Annotated in this window: 14 protein-coding genes; 4 read left to right on the forward strand and 10 right to left on the reverse strand. The window is 67.4% G+C overall.

What is annotated here, in order from left to right; translation table 11 throughout:
• Nucleotides 1-111: 111 nt before the first annotated feature.
• The 7 genes from FB478_RS00710 to FB478_RS00740 all read right to left on the reverse strand — a co-directional run bounded on the left by FB478_RS00710 (nucleotide 112) and on the right by FB478_RS00740 (nucleotide 6719).
• Complete coding sequence (locus FB478_RS00710; protein WP_144599647.1) at nucleotides 112-1446, reverse strand: HRDC domain-containing protein; 1335 nt, start codon at nucleotides 1444-1446, stop codon at nucleotides 112-114.
• 12 nt (nucleotides 1447-1458) lie between these two features.
• Nucleotides 1459-2151 carry a DUF3000 domain-containing protein gene (locus tag FB478_RS00715; RefSeq protein WP_056393644.1) on the reverse strand — a complete coding sequence of 231 codons (693 nt, stop codon included), beginning with the start codon at nucleotides 2149-2151 and terminating at the stop codon, nucleotides 1459-1461.
• A gap of 57 nt (nucleotides 2152-2208) precedes the next feature.
• Nucleotides 2209-3306, reverse strand: coding sequence for a low specificity L-threonine aldolase (locus FB478_RS00720; protein WP_018770752.1), 1098 nt, complete (start codon nucleotides 3304-3306; stop codon nucleotides 2209-2211).
• A gap of 58 nt (nucleotides 3307-3364) precedes the next feature.
• Entirely contained in the window at nucleotides 3365-4111 is a 747-nt protein-coding gene (locus FB478_RS00725) for an SDR family NAD(P)-dependent oxidoreductase (protein WP_144599648.1), read from the reverse strand.
• Nucleotides 4108-5475 (reverse strand): DUF6421 family protein, encoded by a 1368-nt coding sequence (locus tag FB478_RS00730; protein ID WP_018770754.1) that lies wholly within the window; start codon nucleotides 5473-5475, stop codon nucleotides 4108-4110. Before FB478_RS00730 ends, FB478_RS00725 begins: the two co-directional genes overlap by 4 nt.
• Before the next feature lie 171 nt (nucleotides 5476-5646).
• Nucleotides 5647-6213, reverse strand: a complete 567-nt coding sequence (gene msrB / locus FB478_RS00735) for a peptide-methionine (R)-S-oxide reductase MsrB (RefSeq protein WP_186447704.1) — start codon at nucleotides 6211-6213, stop codon at nucleotides 5647-5649.
• Between the two features lie 14 nt (nucleotides 6214-6227).
• Complete coding sequence (locus FB478_RS00740; protein ID WP_018770756.1) at nucleotides 6228-6719, reverse strand: hypothetical protein; 492 nt, start codon at nucleotides 6717-6719, stop codon at nucleotides 6228-6230.
• Between the two features lie 170 nt (nucleotides 6720-6889).
• Here FB478_RS00740 and FB478_RS00745 point away from each other — a divergent pair, with 170 nt between their 5' ends.
• From FB478_RS00745 to FB478_RS00760, 4 genes are read left to right on the forward strand one after another with little or no spacing between them, the layout of a single operon-like run.
• The gene (locus FB478_RS00745) at nucleotides 6890-8161 is read left to right on the forward strand and encodes a S9 family peptidase (RefSeq protein ID WP_144599649.1); all 1272 of its coding nucleotides are present in this window, start codon (nucleotides 6890-6892) and stop codon (nucleotides 8159-8161) included.
• Nucleotide 8162: 1 nt separating this feature from the next.
• Nucleotides 8163-9803, forward strand: a complete 1641-nt coding sequence (locus tag FB478_RS00750) for a succinic semialdehyde dehydrogenase (RefSeq protein WP_144599650.1) — start codon at nucleotides 8163-8165, stop codon at nucleotides 9801-9803.
• A gap of 1 nt (nucleotide 9804) precedes the next feature.
• Nucleotides 9805-10683, forward strand: a complete 879-nt coding sequence (locus FB478_RS00755; protein WP_018770759.1) for an SDR family oxidoreductase — start codon at nucleotides 9805-9807, stop codon at nucleotides 10681-10683.
• 60 nt (nucleotides 10684-10743) lie between these two features.
• On the forward strand, nucleotides 10744-12519 hold the full coding sequence (locus tag FB478_RS00760) for a multicopper oxidase family protein (protein WP_144599651.1): 1776 nt from the start codon (nucleotides 10744-10746) through the stop codon (nucleotides 12517-12519).
• A gap of 25 nt (nucleotides 12520-12544) precedes the next feature.
• Here FB478_RS00760 and ybaK read toward each other — a convergent pair whose 3' ends face one another.
• The 3 genes from ybaK to FB478_RS00775 are packed head-to-tail and all read right to left on the reverse strand — an operon-like array spanning nucleotide 12545 to nucleotide 14479.
• Entirely contained in the window at nucleotides 12545-13057 is a 513-nt protein-coding gene (gene ybaK, locus FB478_RS00765; protein ID WP_056393654.1) for a Cys-tRNA(Pro) deacylase, read from the reverse strand.
• Nucleotides 13058-13067: 10 nt separating this feature from the next.
• Nucleotides 13068-13526, reverse strand: coding sequence for a SufE family protein (locus tag FB478_RS00770; protein WP_056393656.1), 459 nt, complete (start codon nucleotides 13524-13526; stop codon nucleotides 13068-13070).
• Nucleotides 13527-13555: 29 nt separating this feature from the next.
• Nucleotides 13556-14479, reverse strand: a complete 924-nt coding sequence (locus FB478_RS00775; protein WP_018770763.1) for a sulfurtransferase — start codon at nucleotides 14477-14479, stop codon at nucleotides 13556-13558.
• Nucleotides 14480-14588: the final 109 nt, after the last annotated feature.

Below are 14588 nucleotides of genomic sequence, written 5' to 3' on the forward strand. Positions count from 1 at the left end.
TCCTCATCGAGACGTAGCGCCGGGCGCATGCCGGAGTGCGGCACTCACCTGGCGTCGGTACACCGATGTTACTCGTGAGTAACTTAGCCTGCAAGGGCTGACGCGAAAAGGTTATTGGCCGGCCGCCGCAGCGGCCTGTTTGGGTTCCTTGGGTGGAAGCGGCTGCGGGTCCAGGAAGGCGGCGGAGATCAGCGGAGCCGTGAGTTCCACCTGCCACGGGCGGGCACCCAGGGTCCGCAATTCCGCGGAAATCGAGTCTTCAGTGACGTCCGCGGGCGGCCGCCAGGCCACGCGCCGGAGGTAGTCGGGCGTCAGGAGGTTCTCCAGCGGGAGGTTCAATTCCTCGGCTTTCGCCTGGAGCAGGGGCCGGGCCGTGGCCAGGCGGGCAGCGGCTTCCGGATCGCGGTCGGCCCAGACCCGCGGCGGCGGCGGGGCGTTGGTGGCCAGGTGCAGGGGTGGCAGGTCCTCCAGGTCCCGGGCGGCCGCGATGCAGCGCAGCCACCGCGGCGCTTCGCGCTGGGCAGCGCGCCCGTGGAACCCCTTGGTGGTGAGCAGCTGTGGGACGGTGGCGGGCATGGCCTTCGCCGCGGCGACGAGGGCCGAGTCGGGGAGCAGCCGGCCCGGTGCCACATCGCGTTTTTGCGCCAGCGAGTCGCGTTCCAGCCACAGTTCGCGGACTGCGGCCAGCTGGCGGCGGTCCCGGATCTGGTGCAGGCCCGAGGTCTTCCGCCACGGGTCAACGCGCGGGGGAGCGATGCCCGCTGCGAGGATTGCCGCAAATTCCTGCTGGGCGTACTCCAGTTTCCCGTCCGCCTCCAGCAGCTCGATAAGTTCCTCGCGCAGTTCGGTCAGGACTTCCACGTCCAGGGCGGCATAGCGCAGCCAGGGCTCCGGCAGGGGCCGGGTGGACCAGTCGGCCGCGGAGTGTTCCTTGGCAAGCCCGAATCCCAGTAGCTGCTCGATGACGGCGGCCAGGCCTACCCGGGGCAGCCCGGCCAGGCGCGCGGCGAGTTCGGTGTCAAAGAGCTTGTCCGGCCACATCCCGAGCTCGGAAAGGCAGGGCAGGTCCTGGGTGGCGGCGTGCAGGATCCATTCGACGCCCCGTAGGGCGTCGTTGATGATGTCCAGGTTCTCGAACGGTTCGGGATCGATCAGCCAGGTTCCGGCGCCCTCGCGGCGGATCTGGACCAGGAAGGCGCGCTGTCCGTAGCGGAAACCTGATGCGCGCTCGGCGTCCACGCCGGCGGGTCCGGTGCCGGCGGCAATGGCCGCGGCACACCGCTCCAGGCCGGACGCAGTTTCGATGACCAGCGGAACGCCGTCCCGGGGGGAGTCAAGGTCGATGATTTCGGGGATGGGGCTGTCAAAGCCCTCCACCGTGATGTGGGATGCGGCAGCAGCAGCCGGGACGCCGGCCGTGGTGTTTTCCGGAATGTTTGGGGTCATGATGCCCCCAGTTTACCGGGCTGCCCCGTAACCGTTCTGCTGGCTTCGCCGACGGGGTGGGAGTGCGGTGACGCCGTCGGGGAGCGGCGGCAGGCCGGCGAACGTGCACACCATGTCGGACCAGGCCTCAAGGTGGGCCTGTACGTCGGAGGAAGCGGGCGTCCAGGAGGCCCGGAGTTCGATGTCGATGGACCCGGGCCGCCCGGCCAGTGTCCCGAAGCTTTCGGAGAGGACGCGGGTGGCGGTGCCGCCGGCGGCCCGGTATGCCGCCTTGTGGTTTTCCAACGCCTCCACCAGCCAGGTCCACGCCACGGTTCCCAGCATCTGGTCGTTGCCCATTTCCGGTTCCAGCTCTGCACGGATGTAGGTGACAATCCGGAACTCGCCGTCCCAGACCGCCGAGCCATCCGGATCGTGCAGCAGGATGAAGCGTCCGGTAGCCAGCTCCGTTTCGTCCTCGTCCGCCGGTCCCGGGGCGGCCGTTCCGGATGCGGCGGCAAACGCCATGGCCGCAGGTCCGTGGACCGGCGTGGCCGGGGTTGCGGCGCCCGGTGCCATCACCTCTGCGCCCAGCGCGACGGCGAAGGGTGCCAGCCGCGCAGGGGCTGGGATCTCCGCGAGGCGAAGTTCCTTCCGGCAGCGGGCTTTCCTGAGGGTTCCCAAGGCGTGGAGAAAATCCGGGGGAACCTGGTCCAGTGCGTTCACCTTGGCAGATTACGGGGCGGGACGGGCCGGGGCAGGAAGGCTCGCCGTCGGGGCCGCTCACCCGGCCTGGCCGGCGCGGTATTCCCGGAGCTCATGGCGGATCGCGGCAGCAAAGGTATCGACGTCCTCCTCCGTGGTGTCAAAGGAACACATCCACCGGACTTCCCCTTTCGCCTCATCCCAGTCGTAGAACCGGAAGGACTTGCGCAGACGGTCCGCCGTGCCGGGGGGAAGGATGGCGAAGACTCCGTTGGATTCGGTTTCCTGGGTGGGCCGGACGCCCTCAATGGTGTCGACGGCGGCACGCAGCCGGGTGGCCATGGCGTTGGCGTGTGCGGCCGAGCGCAGCCACAGGTCGCCTTCCAGCAGGGCGATGAACTGGGCGGACATGAAACGCATCTTGGAGGCCAGCTGCATGTCCATCTTGCGCAGGTAGACCAGGCCATGGGCGGCTTCCGGGTTCAGTGCCACCACTACTTCGCCGAAGAGCAGCCCGTTCTTGGTGCCGCCGAAGGACAGGATATCGACGCCGGCGTCCCGGGTGAAGGCGCGCAGGGGCACGCCCAGGTGGGCTGCCGCGTTGGCCAGCCGCGCCCCGTCCATGTGCAGCTTCATGCCCCTGGCGTGCGCGTGGTCGGCGATGGCACGGACTTCTTCCGGCGTGTAGCAGGTGCCCAGTTCCGTGGTCTGGGTGATGGAGACGGCGAGCGGCTGGGCTCGGTGCTCGTCACCCCAGCCCCAGGCCTCCCGGTCGATCAGTTCAGGAGTCAGTTTCCCGTCCGGCGTGGGTACGTGCAGGAGTTTTAGGCCGCCGATGCGTTCCGGTGCCCCGTTCTCGTCCATGTTGATGTGGGCGGTGGAGGCGCATACCACGGCACCCCAGCGGGGGAGCAGGGACTGCAGCGACAGGACGTTGGCGCCGGTGCCGTTGAAGACGGGGAAGCATTCGATGCCTGGGCCGAAGTGGTCAACCATCAGTTCCTGCAGCCGCGCGGTGTAGTCGTCTTCGCCGTAGGAGACCTGGTGTCCGCCATTGGCTGCGGCAAGGGCTGCCAGGACTTCCGGGTGGACCCCGGAGTAGTTGTCGGAGGCAAATCCGCGCACGTTGGGATCATGCAGCCGCAGCGCCGCACGGGTTTCTGCTGTGGTGGTCATAGGGTTGCTCACGCTTTCAGTTTAGGTACTGCCACGCCAGGCAAAGCCAGACAGGCGGTCAGTCCGCCAGCCGGAGCCGGGCGCCGTTGAGTTCGGCGGACGGAGTGGTGAAAAGCCGGACGACGGCGGCAGCCAGGTCAGTTACGTCCGTTGTCCCCGGGAATTTCCGCTGGGGATGGGCGCGGCGCAGGTCATCGTCCACCAGCGCCTTGACCACCAGGATGGTGGCGGCCGCCGGGCTCCCGCTGCTCCCTGAGGCCTGGCGGAAGCCATCGGCCATGGCCATGGTCCAGGTTTCCGCGGCGGCCTTCGCCGCCACGTAGCTGGCGACCGCTGCGGCGGGCTGATCCAGGGCAGTGGATGAAACCATCGCAAACCTTCCCGACGTGGAGGCGGCGATGTCGTCGAAAAAGACGCGTGACACGTTGCGCAGCGTGGTGATGGCGCCGCGTTCCAGGAAGTCCCAGTCGTCGTCGGACTGGTCCGCGATGCCCTTGGCCCCGCGCCAGCCGCCCACCAGGTGGATCACGCCGTCCACCGCCCCCAAGGCGCCGGTGACGTCGTCGCGAAGCCGCCGGACGTCCGCCAAAACCGCCAGGTCGCACGCAAATGGACTGACGCCGTCGCCCGCTTTCCGCGCTGCCTCCGTGATCCGGGCCTGGTCGGAGCCCGCCGTGGCCACCCGGTGCCCCGCGGCAGCCAGTGCCCGCGCCACGGCGATTCCCGACGCGCCGCTGCCGCCGGCCACCAGGACAGTGAGCGGCCGGGCGGAGGGCGCGCCCCCGGCCGGACCGGCGCTGCTCACAGCGCGGAGCGGCCGGTGATCCCGGCGGTGGACTCAATGACGGGGCGCATCTTCTTCTCCAGTGCCTCGTAGAACATGGACAGCGGGAACTCGTCGTCCAGCACCTGGTCCGTGAGTCCGCGGGGCGTCCCCGCCAACGGCAGCGCGTCCGGGCCCTTGGCCCAGACGGAGGCGGGGTTGGGCGTGACGGTGGCCGAAACCAGCTGGTAGGCCGCCAGCCAGTGGGCGGTCTTGGGACGGTCAATGGACCGCCAGTAGAGTTCGTCGATGCTGGCACCCAGGGCGATCACGGCGTCCGCCACCTCATCCCAGTCGATGGTAAGCCGGGTATCCGTCCAGTGCAGCACGTGGTGCTGGTGCAGCCAGGCAAAGAGGAGCTGGCCGCCCAGGCCATCGTAGTTGCGGACCCGGCTGCCGGTGATGGCGAAGCGGAAAATGCGGTCGAAGATGATTGCGTACTGTACGAGCTTCGCGTGCCGCCGTGCGTCGGGGTCGGCGTCGTCGTCCCTTTCGATCCGCACCGATTCGCGGAAGGCCGTGAGGTCGCAGCGCAGTTCTTCCAGCGAATACAGGAAGTAGGGCATCCGCTGCTTGATCATGAACGGATCGAACGGCAGGTCCCCGCGCATATGCGTCCGGTCGTGGATCAGGTCCCACATCACGAAGGTGGCCTCGGTGAGGTCCTGGTCCGCGAGCAGTTCCGCGGCGGCCTCCGGCAGCTCCAGGGCCGTGATCTCCGCGGCGGCCTTCAGCACGCGGCGGAACCGGGCGGCTTCACGGTCGGCAAAGATGGCGCCCCATGTGAACGTGGGGGTCTGGCTGACGGCCACAGTCTCGGGGAAGAGGACGGCCGAGTTCGTGTCGTAGCCAGGAGTGAAGTCGACGAACCGGATGGGGACGAACAGCTTGTTCGAGTAGTCCCCGGCCTCCAGTCCGGCGATGAATTCGGGCCAGATGACCTCCACCAGCACAGCCTCCACCAGCCTGTTGCTGCTGCCGTTCTGGGTGTACATCGGGAACACCACAAGGTGCTGCAGCCCGTCGCGGCGGTGCTCCTGCGGCTGGAAGGCCAGGAGCGAGGAGAGGAAGTCGGGGACAGGAAAGCCGCCGGCGGCCCATGCCTCGAAGTCTTTGCAGGCGGCGTCCAGGTAGTCGGCGTCGTGCGGAAAGGCGGGGGCCAGGGCCCGGATGGCGGCCACAATGGCATCCACGTACTGCGCTGCCTCCCCGTGGTCCGCGGGGTTGGGGACGGACCCGTCCTGGACCTGGAGCGCCTGCAGTGCGGTGGCGGCGGCCTTGAGCCGGAGCCAGTCGTGGTCCTGTGCGGAAATCCCGGTGACGGCGGTGGTCAGGGTCTCTGTCATCGTCGGCTGCCTTTCTGGTTGCTTGCTTCTCCGGTGAGCGTAACAAGCAACCAGCAGGACTTATGCCAAAACGACTCATTCGTAAGAAACGCTTAGCCTCGATGGTTTCCGGGAAGGATCGAGACTGTCCCTCCGCTGTGGGATCAGTCCCGGAACGCTGCCCTCTCCGGCTCAGCTTTCCGGCGTGCTGTCCCCAACATCATCCCGGGCCACCAGCCGGAGTGACACCGAATTGATGCAGTAGCGCTGGTCGGTGGGCGTTCCATACCCCTCGCCCTCAAAGACGTGGCCCAGGTGCGAGTCGCACGACGCGCACCGCACCTCAATCCTTTCCATGCCCAGGGTCCTGTCGTGGATGTAGCGGACATTCCCCTCAGCGAGCGGAGCCCAGAAGGAAGGCCAGCCGCAGTGCGAGTCAAACTTTTCGTTGCTGGTGAACAGTTCGGCGCCACACGCCCGGCACTGATACACACCCTCTGTGTGGGTGTCCCAGTACTCACCGGTGTAAGGGCGCTCGGTTCCGGCCTGCCGCAGCACGTGGTACTCCTCCGGCGTCAGTTCCTCCCGCCACTGTTCATCGCTCTTCCTGACGGCAGTTTCCGGGATGCCGGTGTCCTGCTGAGGGGTGTCCTGCGTGGCAGTGTCATGCCGGGCCGGGTCCTGCGTGGCAGGGGCCGGTGCTCCGCCAACAACGCCTGCCGACTTGTTACCGAAGATGCTGTTTCCAAAGATGCTCATAGCATTCCCAACGCTCAGGAGTCGCCGATAAATCCCGAGCCCGCGTACAGGTGGAGCACAGGGACACCGAGCTGGTCCTGCGCCTTGTTGGCCCAGTCGGTGTGGAAGGTATCGGCCACGGCATGCGGCCTGGTGATCACCACGGCCTGCGAGGCGCCGGTTTCCCGGACCTTCGCCACAAGGCCGTCCACCGCCTTCCCCTCCACCACCTGGCCGCTCACACCCGAGCCCAGGCCCTCCAGCGCGGCAAGCGAGGTGGCGAGCGTTTCATCCGCGTGCGCCCGCTCGGCGGCGGCGTCCGGGTTGCGGCCGGCGAGTTCCCGGAATGCCTTGGCAACGTCCAGCATGGAGAGGTTTTCGAGGAAGTCCACGAGCAGGTGGCGCTCGGTGTTCGCAGGGACCAGGACCAGCAGCCGGCTGTCCGACCCATCCACCAGCCGTTCAATGTTCACGCGGTCGTCCGCGCCCAGGGGTTCTTCGGTCAGGATGATGATCGGATCACTCATGGCCTTAGCCTAGCGCCGCTCGGGGGCGCCTGCACCGCACTTGCGGAAAGTGCCGGAACACGACCGGAGAGCCGTGCGCCGCCGTGCCTTTCCTGTCCGGGAATGCGGGTATCGGCGGCAACGCCGGTAAGAATAGTCCCATGGCACCTTTCCGGCGAGCGCGCCCTGCAATGACTGCAACCACCAGGGATTCCGGCGGAATGTCGCCGGGGGCGAAGTGGGCCATCGGCGGAGCTGTCGCCGGCGGCTCCGTGGCCAGCCTGCTGGGCGCCGGTTCGTCCGCGCTCGCCGTGTACTTTGCCCGCCGCGTCATTACCCCGGCCCGGCAACGGGCAGCGGACAAGGAACTGCTGGCCGTAATCCGGGACGGGCAGAAGCAGCAGGTGATCCTGGCCGCCAATGACGACACCACCGTGGATGGGGTTTACGGATTCTTTTTCGACGGCGGCAAGGGCCACGCGCGGATCGGCCGCATCATCTCCTACTCGCCGGCCGAACGCACGGTCCTGCGCGAGGTCGAAGCCGTCTACAGCGGCGACCTGTCCACGGCCCGCTGGGGATGGTGGAGCGGCGCCACCTACCCTGACCCGGCCGCCGTCGGAATTCCTGCCGAGGACGTGCTGATACCCGTGGAGCGCGGGGAAGCGCCGGCCTGGCTGGTCCGGGCCAAGGGGACAGCCCGCACCTGGGCCATCATGGTGCACGGCCGCGGAGCCACCCGGCAGGAAGCGCTGCGGGCGGTGGGACCGGCACTGGAGCTGGGCCTGACCAGCCTGCTGGTGTCCTACCGCAACGACGGGCTGGCGCCGTCGGCCGATGACGGACGGTACGGCCTGGGCTCTACGGAGTGGCAGGACATCGAAGCCGCCATTGAGTATGCGCTGGCCCAGGGGGCCGAGGAAATTGTCCTGTTCGGCTGGTCCATGGGAGGGGCCATCTGCCTGCAGACCGCGGACCTTTCCCGGTACCGGCACCTGATCCGGGCCATGGTGCTTGACGCACCCGTGATCGACTGGGTCACCGTGTTGGCGCACCATGCACAGCTGAACCGGATTCCGTCGCTGGTGGGCCGCTACGGGCAGCTGATGCTGGGCCACCCGCTGGGGCGCCGCCTGACCGGCCTGTCGGCACCGGTGGACCTGAAAGTCATGGACTGGGTGTCCCGGGCCGTGGAGCTGCGGACACCCACGCTGATCATCCACAGCGTTGACGACGAGTACGTGCCCTACGGACCGTCCGCGCTCCTGGCCGAACGGAACCCGGAGATGGTCACGTTCGAGACGTTCAACCACGCACGGCACACCAAGGAATGGAATGTGGACCCCGAGCGCTGGGAACGGCTGGTTAAGGCCTGGCTCCGGCAGCAGCTCGCTCCGCGCCTCAACCCCGGCACGGGGCTCACCCCTGGAACGCTGGCCGGGCACACCGCTGCGGGGGCGTGACATGGCGGACGAACTCCACGAACAACAGCCCGGGACGGCGGCCTTGAGCGCGCGGGGCCGGGATCTCGCCGCGGGACTGTCAAGGCTGGTTGCGGCAGCACCGGGCGCTCCGACGCAGGCTTCGCACGCACCCTTTGACGGCACGCATGTGGGCGAAGTGCCCGTGTGCAGCGCACCCGACGTTGATGCCGCCGTCGGAACTGCCCGCGTGGCGCAGCGGTACTGGGCAGGCGTTTCCGTCGAAGACCGTTGCCGGGTGATCCGGCGCTTCCGCCGGCTGGTGCTGGACCGGGAGCAGGACATCCTGGACCTGGTGCAGGCAGAGAGCGGCAAGTCCCGGCTGAGCGCCTTTGAGGAACTTGCGGACGTGGTCCTGACGGCGGACTACTATGCGCGCACAGCAGAACGGCACCTTGGGCCGCGCCGCCGGAAGGGCGCCGCCCCGGTCCTGACCCGCACCACCGAACACCGTCTTCCGAAGGGAGTGGTGGGGGTCATCAGCCCCTGGAACTACCCGCTGACCCTTGCGGTCTCGGACGCCGTCCCGGCCCTGCTGGCCGGGAACGGCATCGTCCTGAAGCCGGATTCGCAGACGCCCTTCACCGCCCTGCTGATGCTCAAAATGCTCCGGCAGGCGGGGCTTCCCGCAGGCCTGTTCCAAGTGGTCACAGGGCCCGGCACTGCAATTGGCCCTGCCTTGATCGCGCGGGTCGACTTTCTGATGTTCACCGGATCCTCGCAGACCGGCAAGACCGTGGCGCGGCAGTGCAGTGAGCGGCTGATCGGCTTCTCGGCCGAACTCGGCGGCAAGAACCCCATGCTGGTCCTGGCCGATGCGGATGTGGGCAAAGCCGCCGCCGGCGCGGTACACGCCTGTTTTTCCAACTCCGGACAGCTGTGCGTCAGCATCGAACGGATCTACGTGCACACTGACGTCCATGACAGCTTCCTGGCCGCCTTCGCGGCCGCGGTGAAAGGCATCCGCATGGCTCCCGGACCGGACTGGGACATTGGCATGGGATCCCTCATCAGCCCGGCGCAGCTGGAACGGGTTGACCGCCACGTCCAGGATGCGCTCGCCAAAGGAGCCCAACTGGTCACCGGCGGACGGCACCGGCCGGATCTGGGGCCGCTGTTCTACGAGCCAACGGTCCTGACGGGAGTCACGCAGGAGATGCTCCTTGCCAGGGAAGAGACCTTTGGGCCGGTGGTGGCCGTCTACCGCACAACGGACGACGACGAAGCCGTTGCCCTGGCCAACGATTCCGACTTCGGACTGAATGCCAGCGTCTGGTCGGCCCGGCGGGGCGAGGCAGTGGCCCGCAGGCTTCTGACGGGAACGGTCAATGTCAATGAAGGCTACGCAGCCACCTGGGCATCCCATGATGCACCGATCGGGGGCATGAAGGAGTCCGGCGCAGGCCGCCGCCACGGCCGGGAAGGCATCCTCAAGTACACCGAGCCGCAGACCATCGCCGTGCAGCGGCTGCTCCGTGTTGCACCCCTTCCCGGCATGTCCAACCGGACCTACGCACGGATCATGAAAGGGGCCATCAGGGTGATGGGCCGCGTACCCCGAAGCCGTCAAAGGACACTGCCCGTGGCGCCGGGACACGCGCCGCCAACATCGCAGGAGGACTGATATGCCCCAGGGAACCAGGCTTTCCGGCGCAACTGTGCTGATCACGGGAGGCGGCAGCGGGCTGGGCCGCCGCCTGGCGCTTGGAGCAGCCCGGCGCGGAAGCCGGGTGGTGATCTGGGATGTGGACGTCCAACGCGGCACGGCGGTGCGCGACGAGATCCGGGCTGCCGGCGGTTTGGCCGAAGCCCATGCCGTGGACGTCACGGACCGTGGGGGCGTGAAGGCCGCGGCGGCTGTTGCCGGACCCGTGGATATCCTGGTCAACAACGCCGGAGTGGTCAGCGGCCTGGCACTCCTCGACGCCACGGAAGAAGCCATCGAAAGGACCATGAAGGTCAACGTCATGGCCCTGTACTGGGTCACCCGCGGCTTCCTGGGCGGAATGGTAGACCGCCGGCGGGGAACCGTGGTCACCATTGCCAGTGCTGCAGCCCTGGTGGGCGTCGCCCGCCAGACAGACTATTCCGCCAGCAAGTTTGCCGCCTTCGGCTTCAACGAATCACTCCGTGCCGAGCTCCGCGCTGGAAAAATTGGTGTCAATACGCTGGCGGTGTGCCCTTATTACATCGACACGGGGATGTTCGACGGCGTCCGGACGCGCTGGCCCCTGCTTCTTCCCATCCTCCAGGAAGAGCAGGTGGCAACCAAGGTCCTGGATGCCATCGAGGCCGGGCGCCGAAAGCTGGTCCTGCCGCCCATCGTGAACCTGCTGCCGGCCCTGCGGGTCCTTCCGGTTGGCGTCTTCGACCGGGTCATGGACGTGCTGGGGGTCAACCAAACCATGGACCATTTCACCGGCCGCGCCGCGGGGCGGACTGGAGGGCATACCGGGGTGGCCCACCCCCTTACAGAGGGGACCCGTGACCCTATGACGGACTAAAGCACAGGTTTATCCTGCTGCCCAAGGGGGGATACCGCTGCGAAGAAATGGGGCCCCAAAATGCGCATTACAAGACGACAACTGCTGCAGGCCGGCGCTGTGGCCGGTGCAGGTGTTCTGACCCAGGCTTATGGATCCGGGGCCAGCCCGGGACTGGCGGCCCCCGTTCCCCCGCCCGGCATCTTTACGGAGCAGCTTCCCACGCTCGCCGACCTGGGGGTTATCGACATGCGGTCCGGCGGCAACCTTGAGTTGTGGGCCCGCAACTCCCGCCACCGCTTCCAGGCCCGGATGGGCCTGACCGACACCCTGACGTACCAGGACGCCGGATCATCCAGGACTTACCTGGGCCCGGTCATTATCGCCCGGAAGGGTACGCCCCTGAGCCTCACCGTCCACAACGATATGGGGCGGCATCCTCTTGCCTTCGCCATTGACCCCGAACTGGTACCGCAGGGCAGCAACGATGCCCGTTTTCCCAGGACGGCTGTCCACCTCCACGGCGGCAACACTGCACCAACGTCCGACGGCGGCCCTGGACAGACTTTCCGGCCCGGCGCCTCGTACACCTACCACTATGGCAACAACCAGGATGCGGCCGGCCTCTGGTACCACGACCACGCGCTGGGCCTCACCCGCCTGAATGTCTACGCCGGGCTGGCCGGTGGCTACCTGCTCCGGGACACCCGCAGTACGGGCATCGACACCGGCGACGGGACACATCTTCCACCGCCGCCATATGAATTGCCGCTGGTCATCCAGGACCGCATGTTCAACCCGGACGGCTCGTTTGCCTACCCGCCCAACCCTGAACTAGTGGACGCAGACGGCGCAGCCCGGCCCTGGGCCCCTGAGTTCTTCGGCGATGTTGCCACGGTCAACGGAAAATGCCGGCCCAACCTGGACGTGGCCCGCGGCAAGTACCGCTTCCGGATGTTCAACGGCTCCAACGCGCGGTTCTACGACTTCAAGTTCATCGCGGACGGCACCGCAGTCACTTTCCACCAGATAGGGTCCGACGGCGGCCTGCTGGACGCCCCGGTCAGGCTCAACAGGCTGGTCATGGGACCCGGTGAGCGGGCAGACATTGTGGTGGACTTCGCCGGGCTGAAGGCAGGTTCGAAGGTGGTCCTGGCCAACAGTGCCCGGGTGCCCTTCCCGAACGGGCCGGAATCTGTCCAGCGCGGCGCCATCCCGCTCCCACAAATCATGCAGTTCACTGTCCTCTCCGAGCCCGGCTATACGGTGCCGCTGCCGGCCCAGCTGCGGTCCGAGCCTCTCACCCGGCTGGAACTGCCCACCGTGGCCACCAGGTCCATGGCATTGGTGGAAGTGGCGAACGCCGATGACGTTCCCATCATGGCGCTGCTGAACAACAGGATGTTCGACAGCCCCGACATCACGGTGGTGAAGCAAGACACACTGGAGCAGTGGGAGCTCATCAACACCACGGTGGACGCCCACCCGATCCACCTTCACTTCACCCAGTTCCAGGTGCTCAACCGGCAAAAGTTCGATGCCGACTCCTACCTTGAGGCCACGGACTACGTAGACCCCAAAACCGGACTCGTCACGCCCGGAAGGGGGTGCGCTGTACCGGTCAAGCCCTTCCTGATCGGCCGTCCCAAGGCCGCGCCGGCCAATGAACAGGGATGGAAGGACACCGTGGTGGCGATGCCTGGCGAAGTGACGCGGATCCGCGTCCCCTTCGGTGCAGCCGCGGCAGGAGGTGACCCACTGGCCATCGGCTCATCCTTCACGGGTGAATACGTCTGGCACTGCCACATTTTGGAGCACGAGGACAACGACATGATGCAGCGGTACGTAATCGAGTAGCCAGGGGCTCCCAGCCCCTGCACTGCTATGGACGGGAGCTGCCCGCAGCCGGCGAACCAATGGGCGCCGCAACAGCTTCCGTCAGCCGGATGAGGTCGGCCGGAGCTAGCTCGATGTCCAGGCCGCGGCGCCCCCCGGACACCAGCATCGTCTCCAGCCGCAACGCGGAGGAGTCCAGGACCGTGGGGGAGGGCTGGCGCTGGCCGATCGGGGAGATGCCGCCCAGCACATAGCCTGTGCGCCGCTGGGCCGCTGCGGGATCGGCCATGGCAGCCTTCTTGGCTCCGAGTGCGGCAGCCATTGCCTTCAGGTCGAGGGTTCCGTTGACAGGTACGATGCCCACGGCCAGCCGGCCCTCCACGTCCACCATCAACGTCTTGAAGACGCGGGACGGATCAATGCCGAGGGCCTCGGCGGCCTCGGTGCCATAGCTCGCGGCCGCCGGATCGTGGGTGTAGGGGTGGAGCACAAAGGGAACCCCGGCCGCGGTCAAAGCCGCTGTGGCCGGGGTTCCCTGGGAGCCGTTCCTGCGTGCCATGGAGGCGGGGTCAGGCGACCTTGGCGGCGGCGGCCACCTTGCGCTTGATCCTTCCCAGCATGGCCGTCATGCCCCTCATGCGCAGCGGGGTGATGGCCCGGGTGAGCCCCAGCAGCTCCGGCATGTCGTCCGGCACGGACAGGATCTCCTCCGCGGACAGGCCGTCCAGTCCCTCGTGCAGGACGCCGGCAAAACCCCGGGTGGTGGGAGCCTCAGCCGGGGCCTTGAAGTACAGCCGCACGGCGCCGGCGGGACCGGCGTCGTTCTTCTCTGTCTCGATGGTGAGGAACAGCGGCGACTGGCACTCCACCACCTGCTCCAGGAGTTCGGGGTGGTCCTTGAGCCGGTCGGGGAGCTCCGGCAGTCCTTCGGAGAACTCCAGCAGCAGCTGCAGCCTCTCGGGTTCGGACAGGGCCTGGAAGTCGTCCACGATTGCCGCCAGGGCGGAAGGCAAAGCTTGAGTAGTCATCGTTCCAAGTCTACGCGGGTGGTCCTGCGTCAGGCTCCGACGGCGACGGGAACGGAACCACGCTCGGCGCCCTTGACGATCGGCACGCGCACGGCGTTGCCCCACTCGGTCCACGATCCGTCGTAGTTGCGGACGGAATCAAAGCCCAGGAGGTACTTCAGGGCGAACCAGGTGTGGCTGGACCGCTCGCCGATGCGGCAGTACGCCACGACGTCGTCACCCTCGGACAGCCCGGCTTCGCCCAGGTAGATGGCCTCCAGCTCCTCCCTGCTGCGGAAGGTGCCGTCAGCTGCGGCGGCACGGGCCCAGGGAATGGATGCCGCAGTGGGGATGTGGCCGCCGCGGAGGGCGCCCTCCTCCGGGTAGGCAGGCATGTGGGTGCGCTGGCCGGTGTATTCCTCGGGGGAGCGGACGTCGATGAGGGGCTTGCCCAGGTGAGCCAGGACGTCGTCCTTGAAGGCGCGGATCGGGGCGTCGTCGCGCTCAACTACCGGGTAGCTGCCCCGGGCGGGGGCAGGCCGGTCCTTGGTCAGCTCGCGGCCTTCGGCGATCCATTTGTCCCGGCCGCCGTCGAGCAGCCGGACATCCTGGTGGCCAAAGAGCGTGAAGACCCAGAGCGCGTATGCGGCCCACCAGTTGGATTTGTCGCCATAGATGACCACGGTGCTGTCCCGGGAGATGCCCTTGGACGCCGCCAGCTCAGCGAAGGCCGCGCCGTCAATGTAGTCGCGGGACACTTCGTCGTTCAGGTCGGTGTGCCAGTCGATCTTGACGGCACCGGGGATATGGCCGGTCTCGTACAGCAGCACGTCCTCGTCGGACTCCACCACCACCAGCCCGCCATTGGCCACTGCGCCGTCCTTGATGGCAGCCGCGAGCCACTCCGTGGAAACGAGCCGCTCCGGGTGGGCGTAGGCTGCGAACTTCTCATTCTGTTCAACCGGGTAGGGCATGGCTTGGCCTTTCAGTAAGAGCACGGGAAACCGTGGAACATGCATTGGAACCTGTTCCCACCCTAGCCAGCGCCCATGACGTTGTCCGTATTCCGTTAATAGGACGAAA

Origin of the sequence: Arthrobacter sp. AG367 (assembly GCF_007828995.1) — a bacterium.
Taxonomy (GTDB): Bacteria; Actinomycetota; Actinomycetes; order Actinomycetales; family Micrococcaceae; genus Arthrobacter.

Coding starts and splice junctions, on each gene's coding strand:
- ybaK (WP_056393654.1), bottom strand. CDS start 13,057: ATGGCACGCAGGAACGGCTCCCAGGGAACCCCGGCCACAGCGGCTTTG.
- FB478_RS00710 (WP_144599647.1), bottom strand. CDS start 1,446: ATGACCCCAAACATTCCGGAAAACACCACGGCCGGCGTCCCGGCTGCT.
- FB478_RS00720 (WP_018770752.1), bottom strand. CDS start 3,306: ATGACCACCACAGCAGAAACCCGTGCGGCGCTGCGGCTGCATGATCCC.
- FB478_RS00750 (WP_144599650.1), top strand. CDS start 8,163: ATGGCGGACGAACTCCACGAACAACAGCCCGGGACGGCGGCCTTGAGC.
- msrB (WP_186447704.1), bottom strand. CDS start 6,213: ATGAGCATCTTTGGAAACAGCATCTTCGGTAACAAGTCGGCAGGCGTT.
- FB478_RS00760 (WP_144599651.1), top strand. CDS start 10,744: ATGCGCATTACAAGACGACAACTGCTGCAGGCCGGCGCTGTGGCCGGT.
- FB478_RS00755 (WP_018770759.1), top strand. CDS start 9,805: ATGCCCCAGGGAACCAGGCTTTCCGGCGCAACTGTGCTGATCACGGGA.
- FB478_RS00770 (WP_056393656.1), bottom strand. CDS start 13,526: ATGACTACTCAAGCTTTGCCTTCCGCCCTGGCGGCAATCGTGGACGAC.
- FB478_RS00775 (WP_018770763.1), bottom strand. CDS start 14,479: ATGCCCTACCCGGTTGAACAGAATGAGAAGTTCGCAGCCTACGCCCAC.
- FB478_RS00740 (WP_018770756.1), bottom strand. CDS start 6,719: ATGAGTGATCCGATCATCATCCTGACCGAAGAACCCCTGGGCGCGGAC.
- FB478_RS00745 (WP_144599649.1), top strand. CDS start 6,890: ATGACTGCAACCACCAGGGATTCCGGCGGAATGTCGCCGGGGGCGAAG.
- FB478_RS00730 (WP_018770754.1), bottom strand. CDS start 5,475: ATGACAGAGACCCTGACCACCGCCGTCACCGGGATTTCCGCACAGGAC.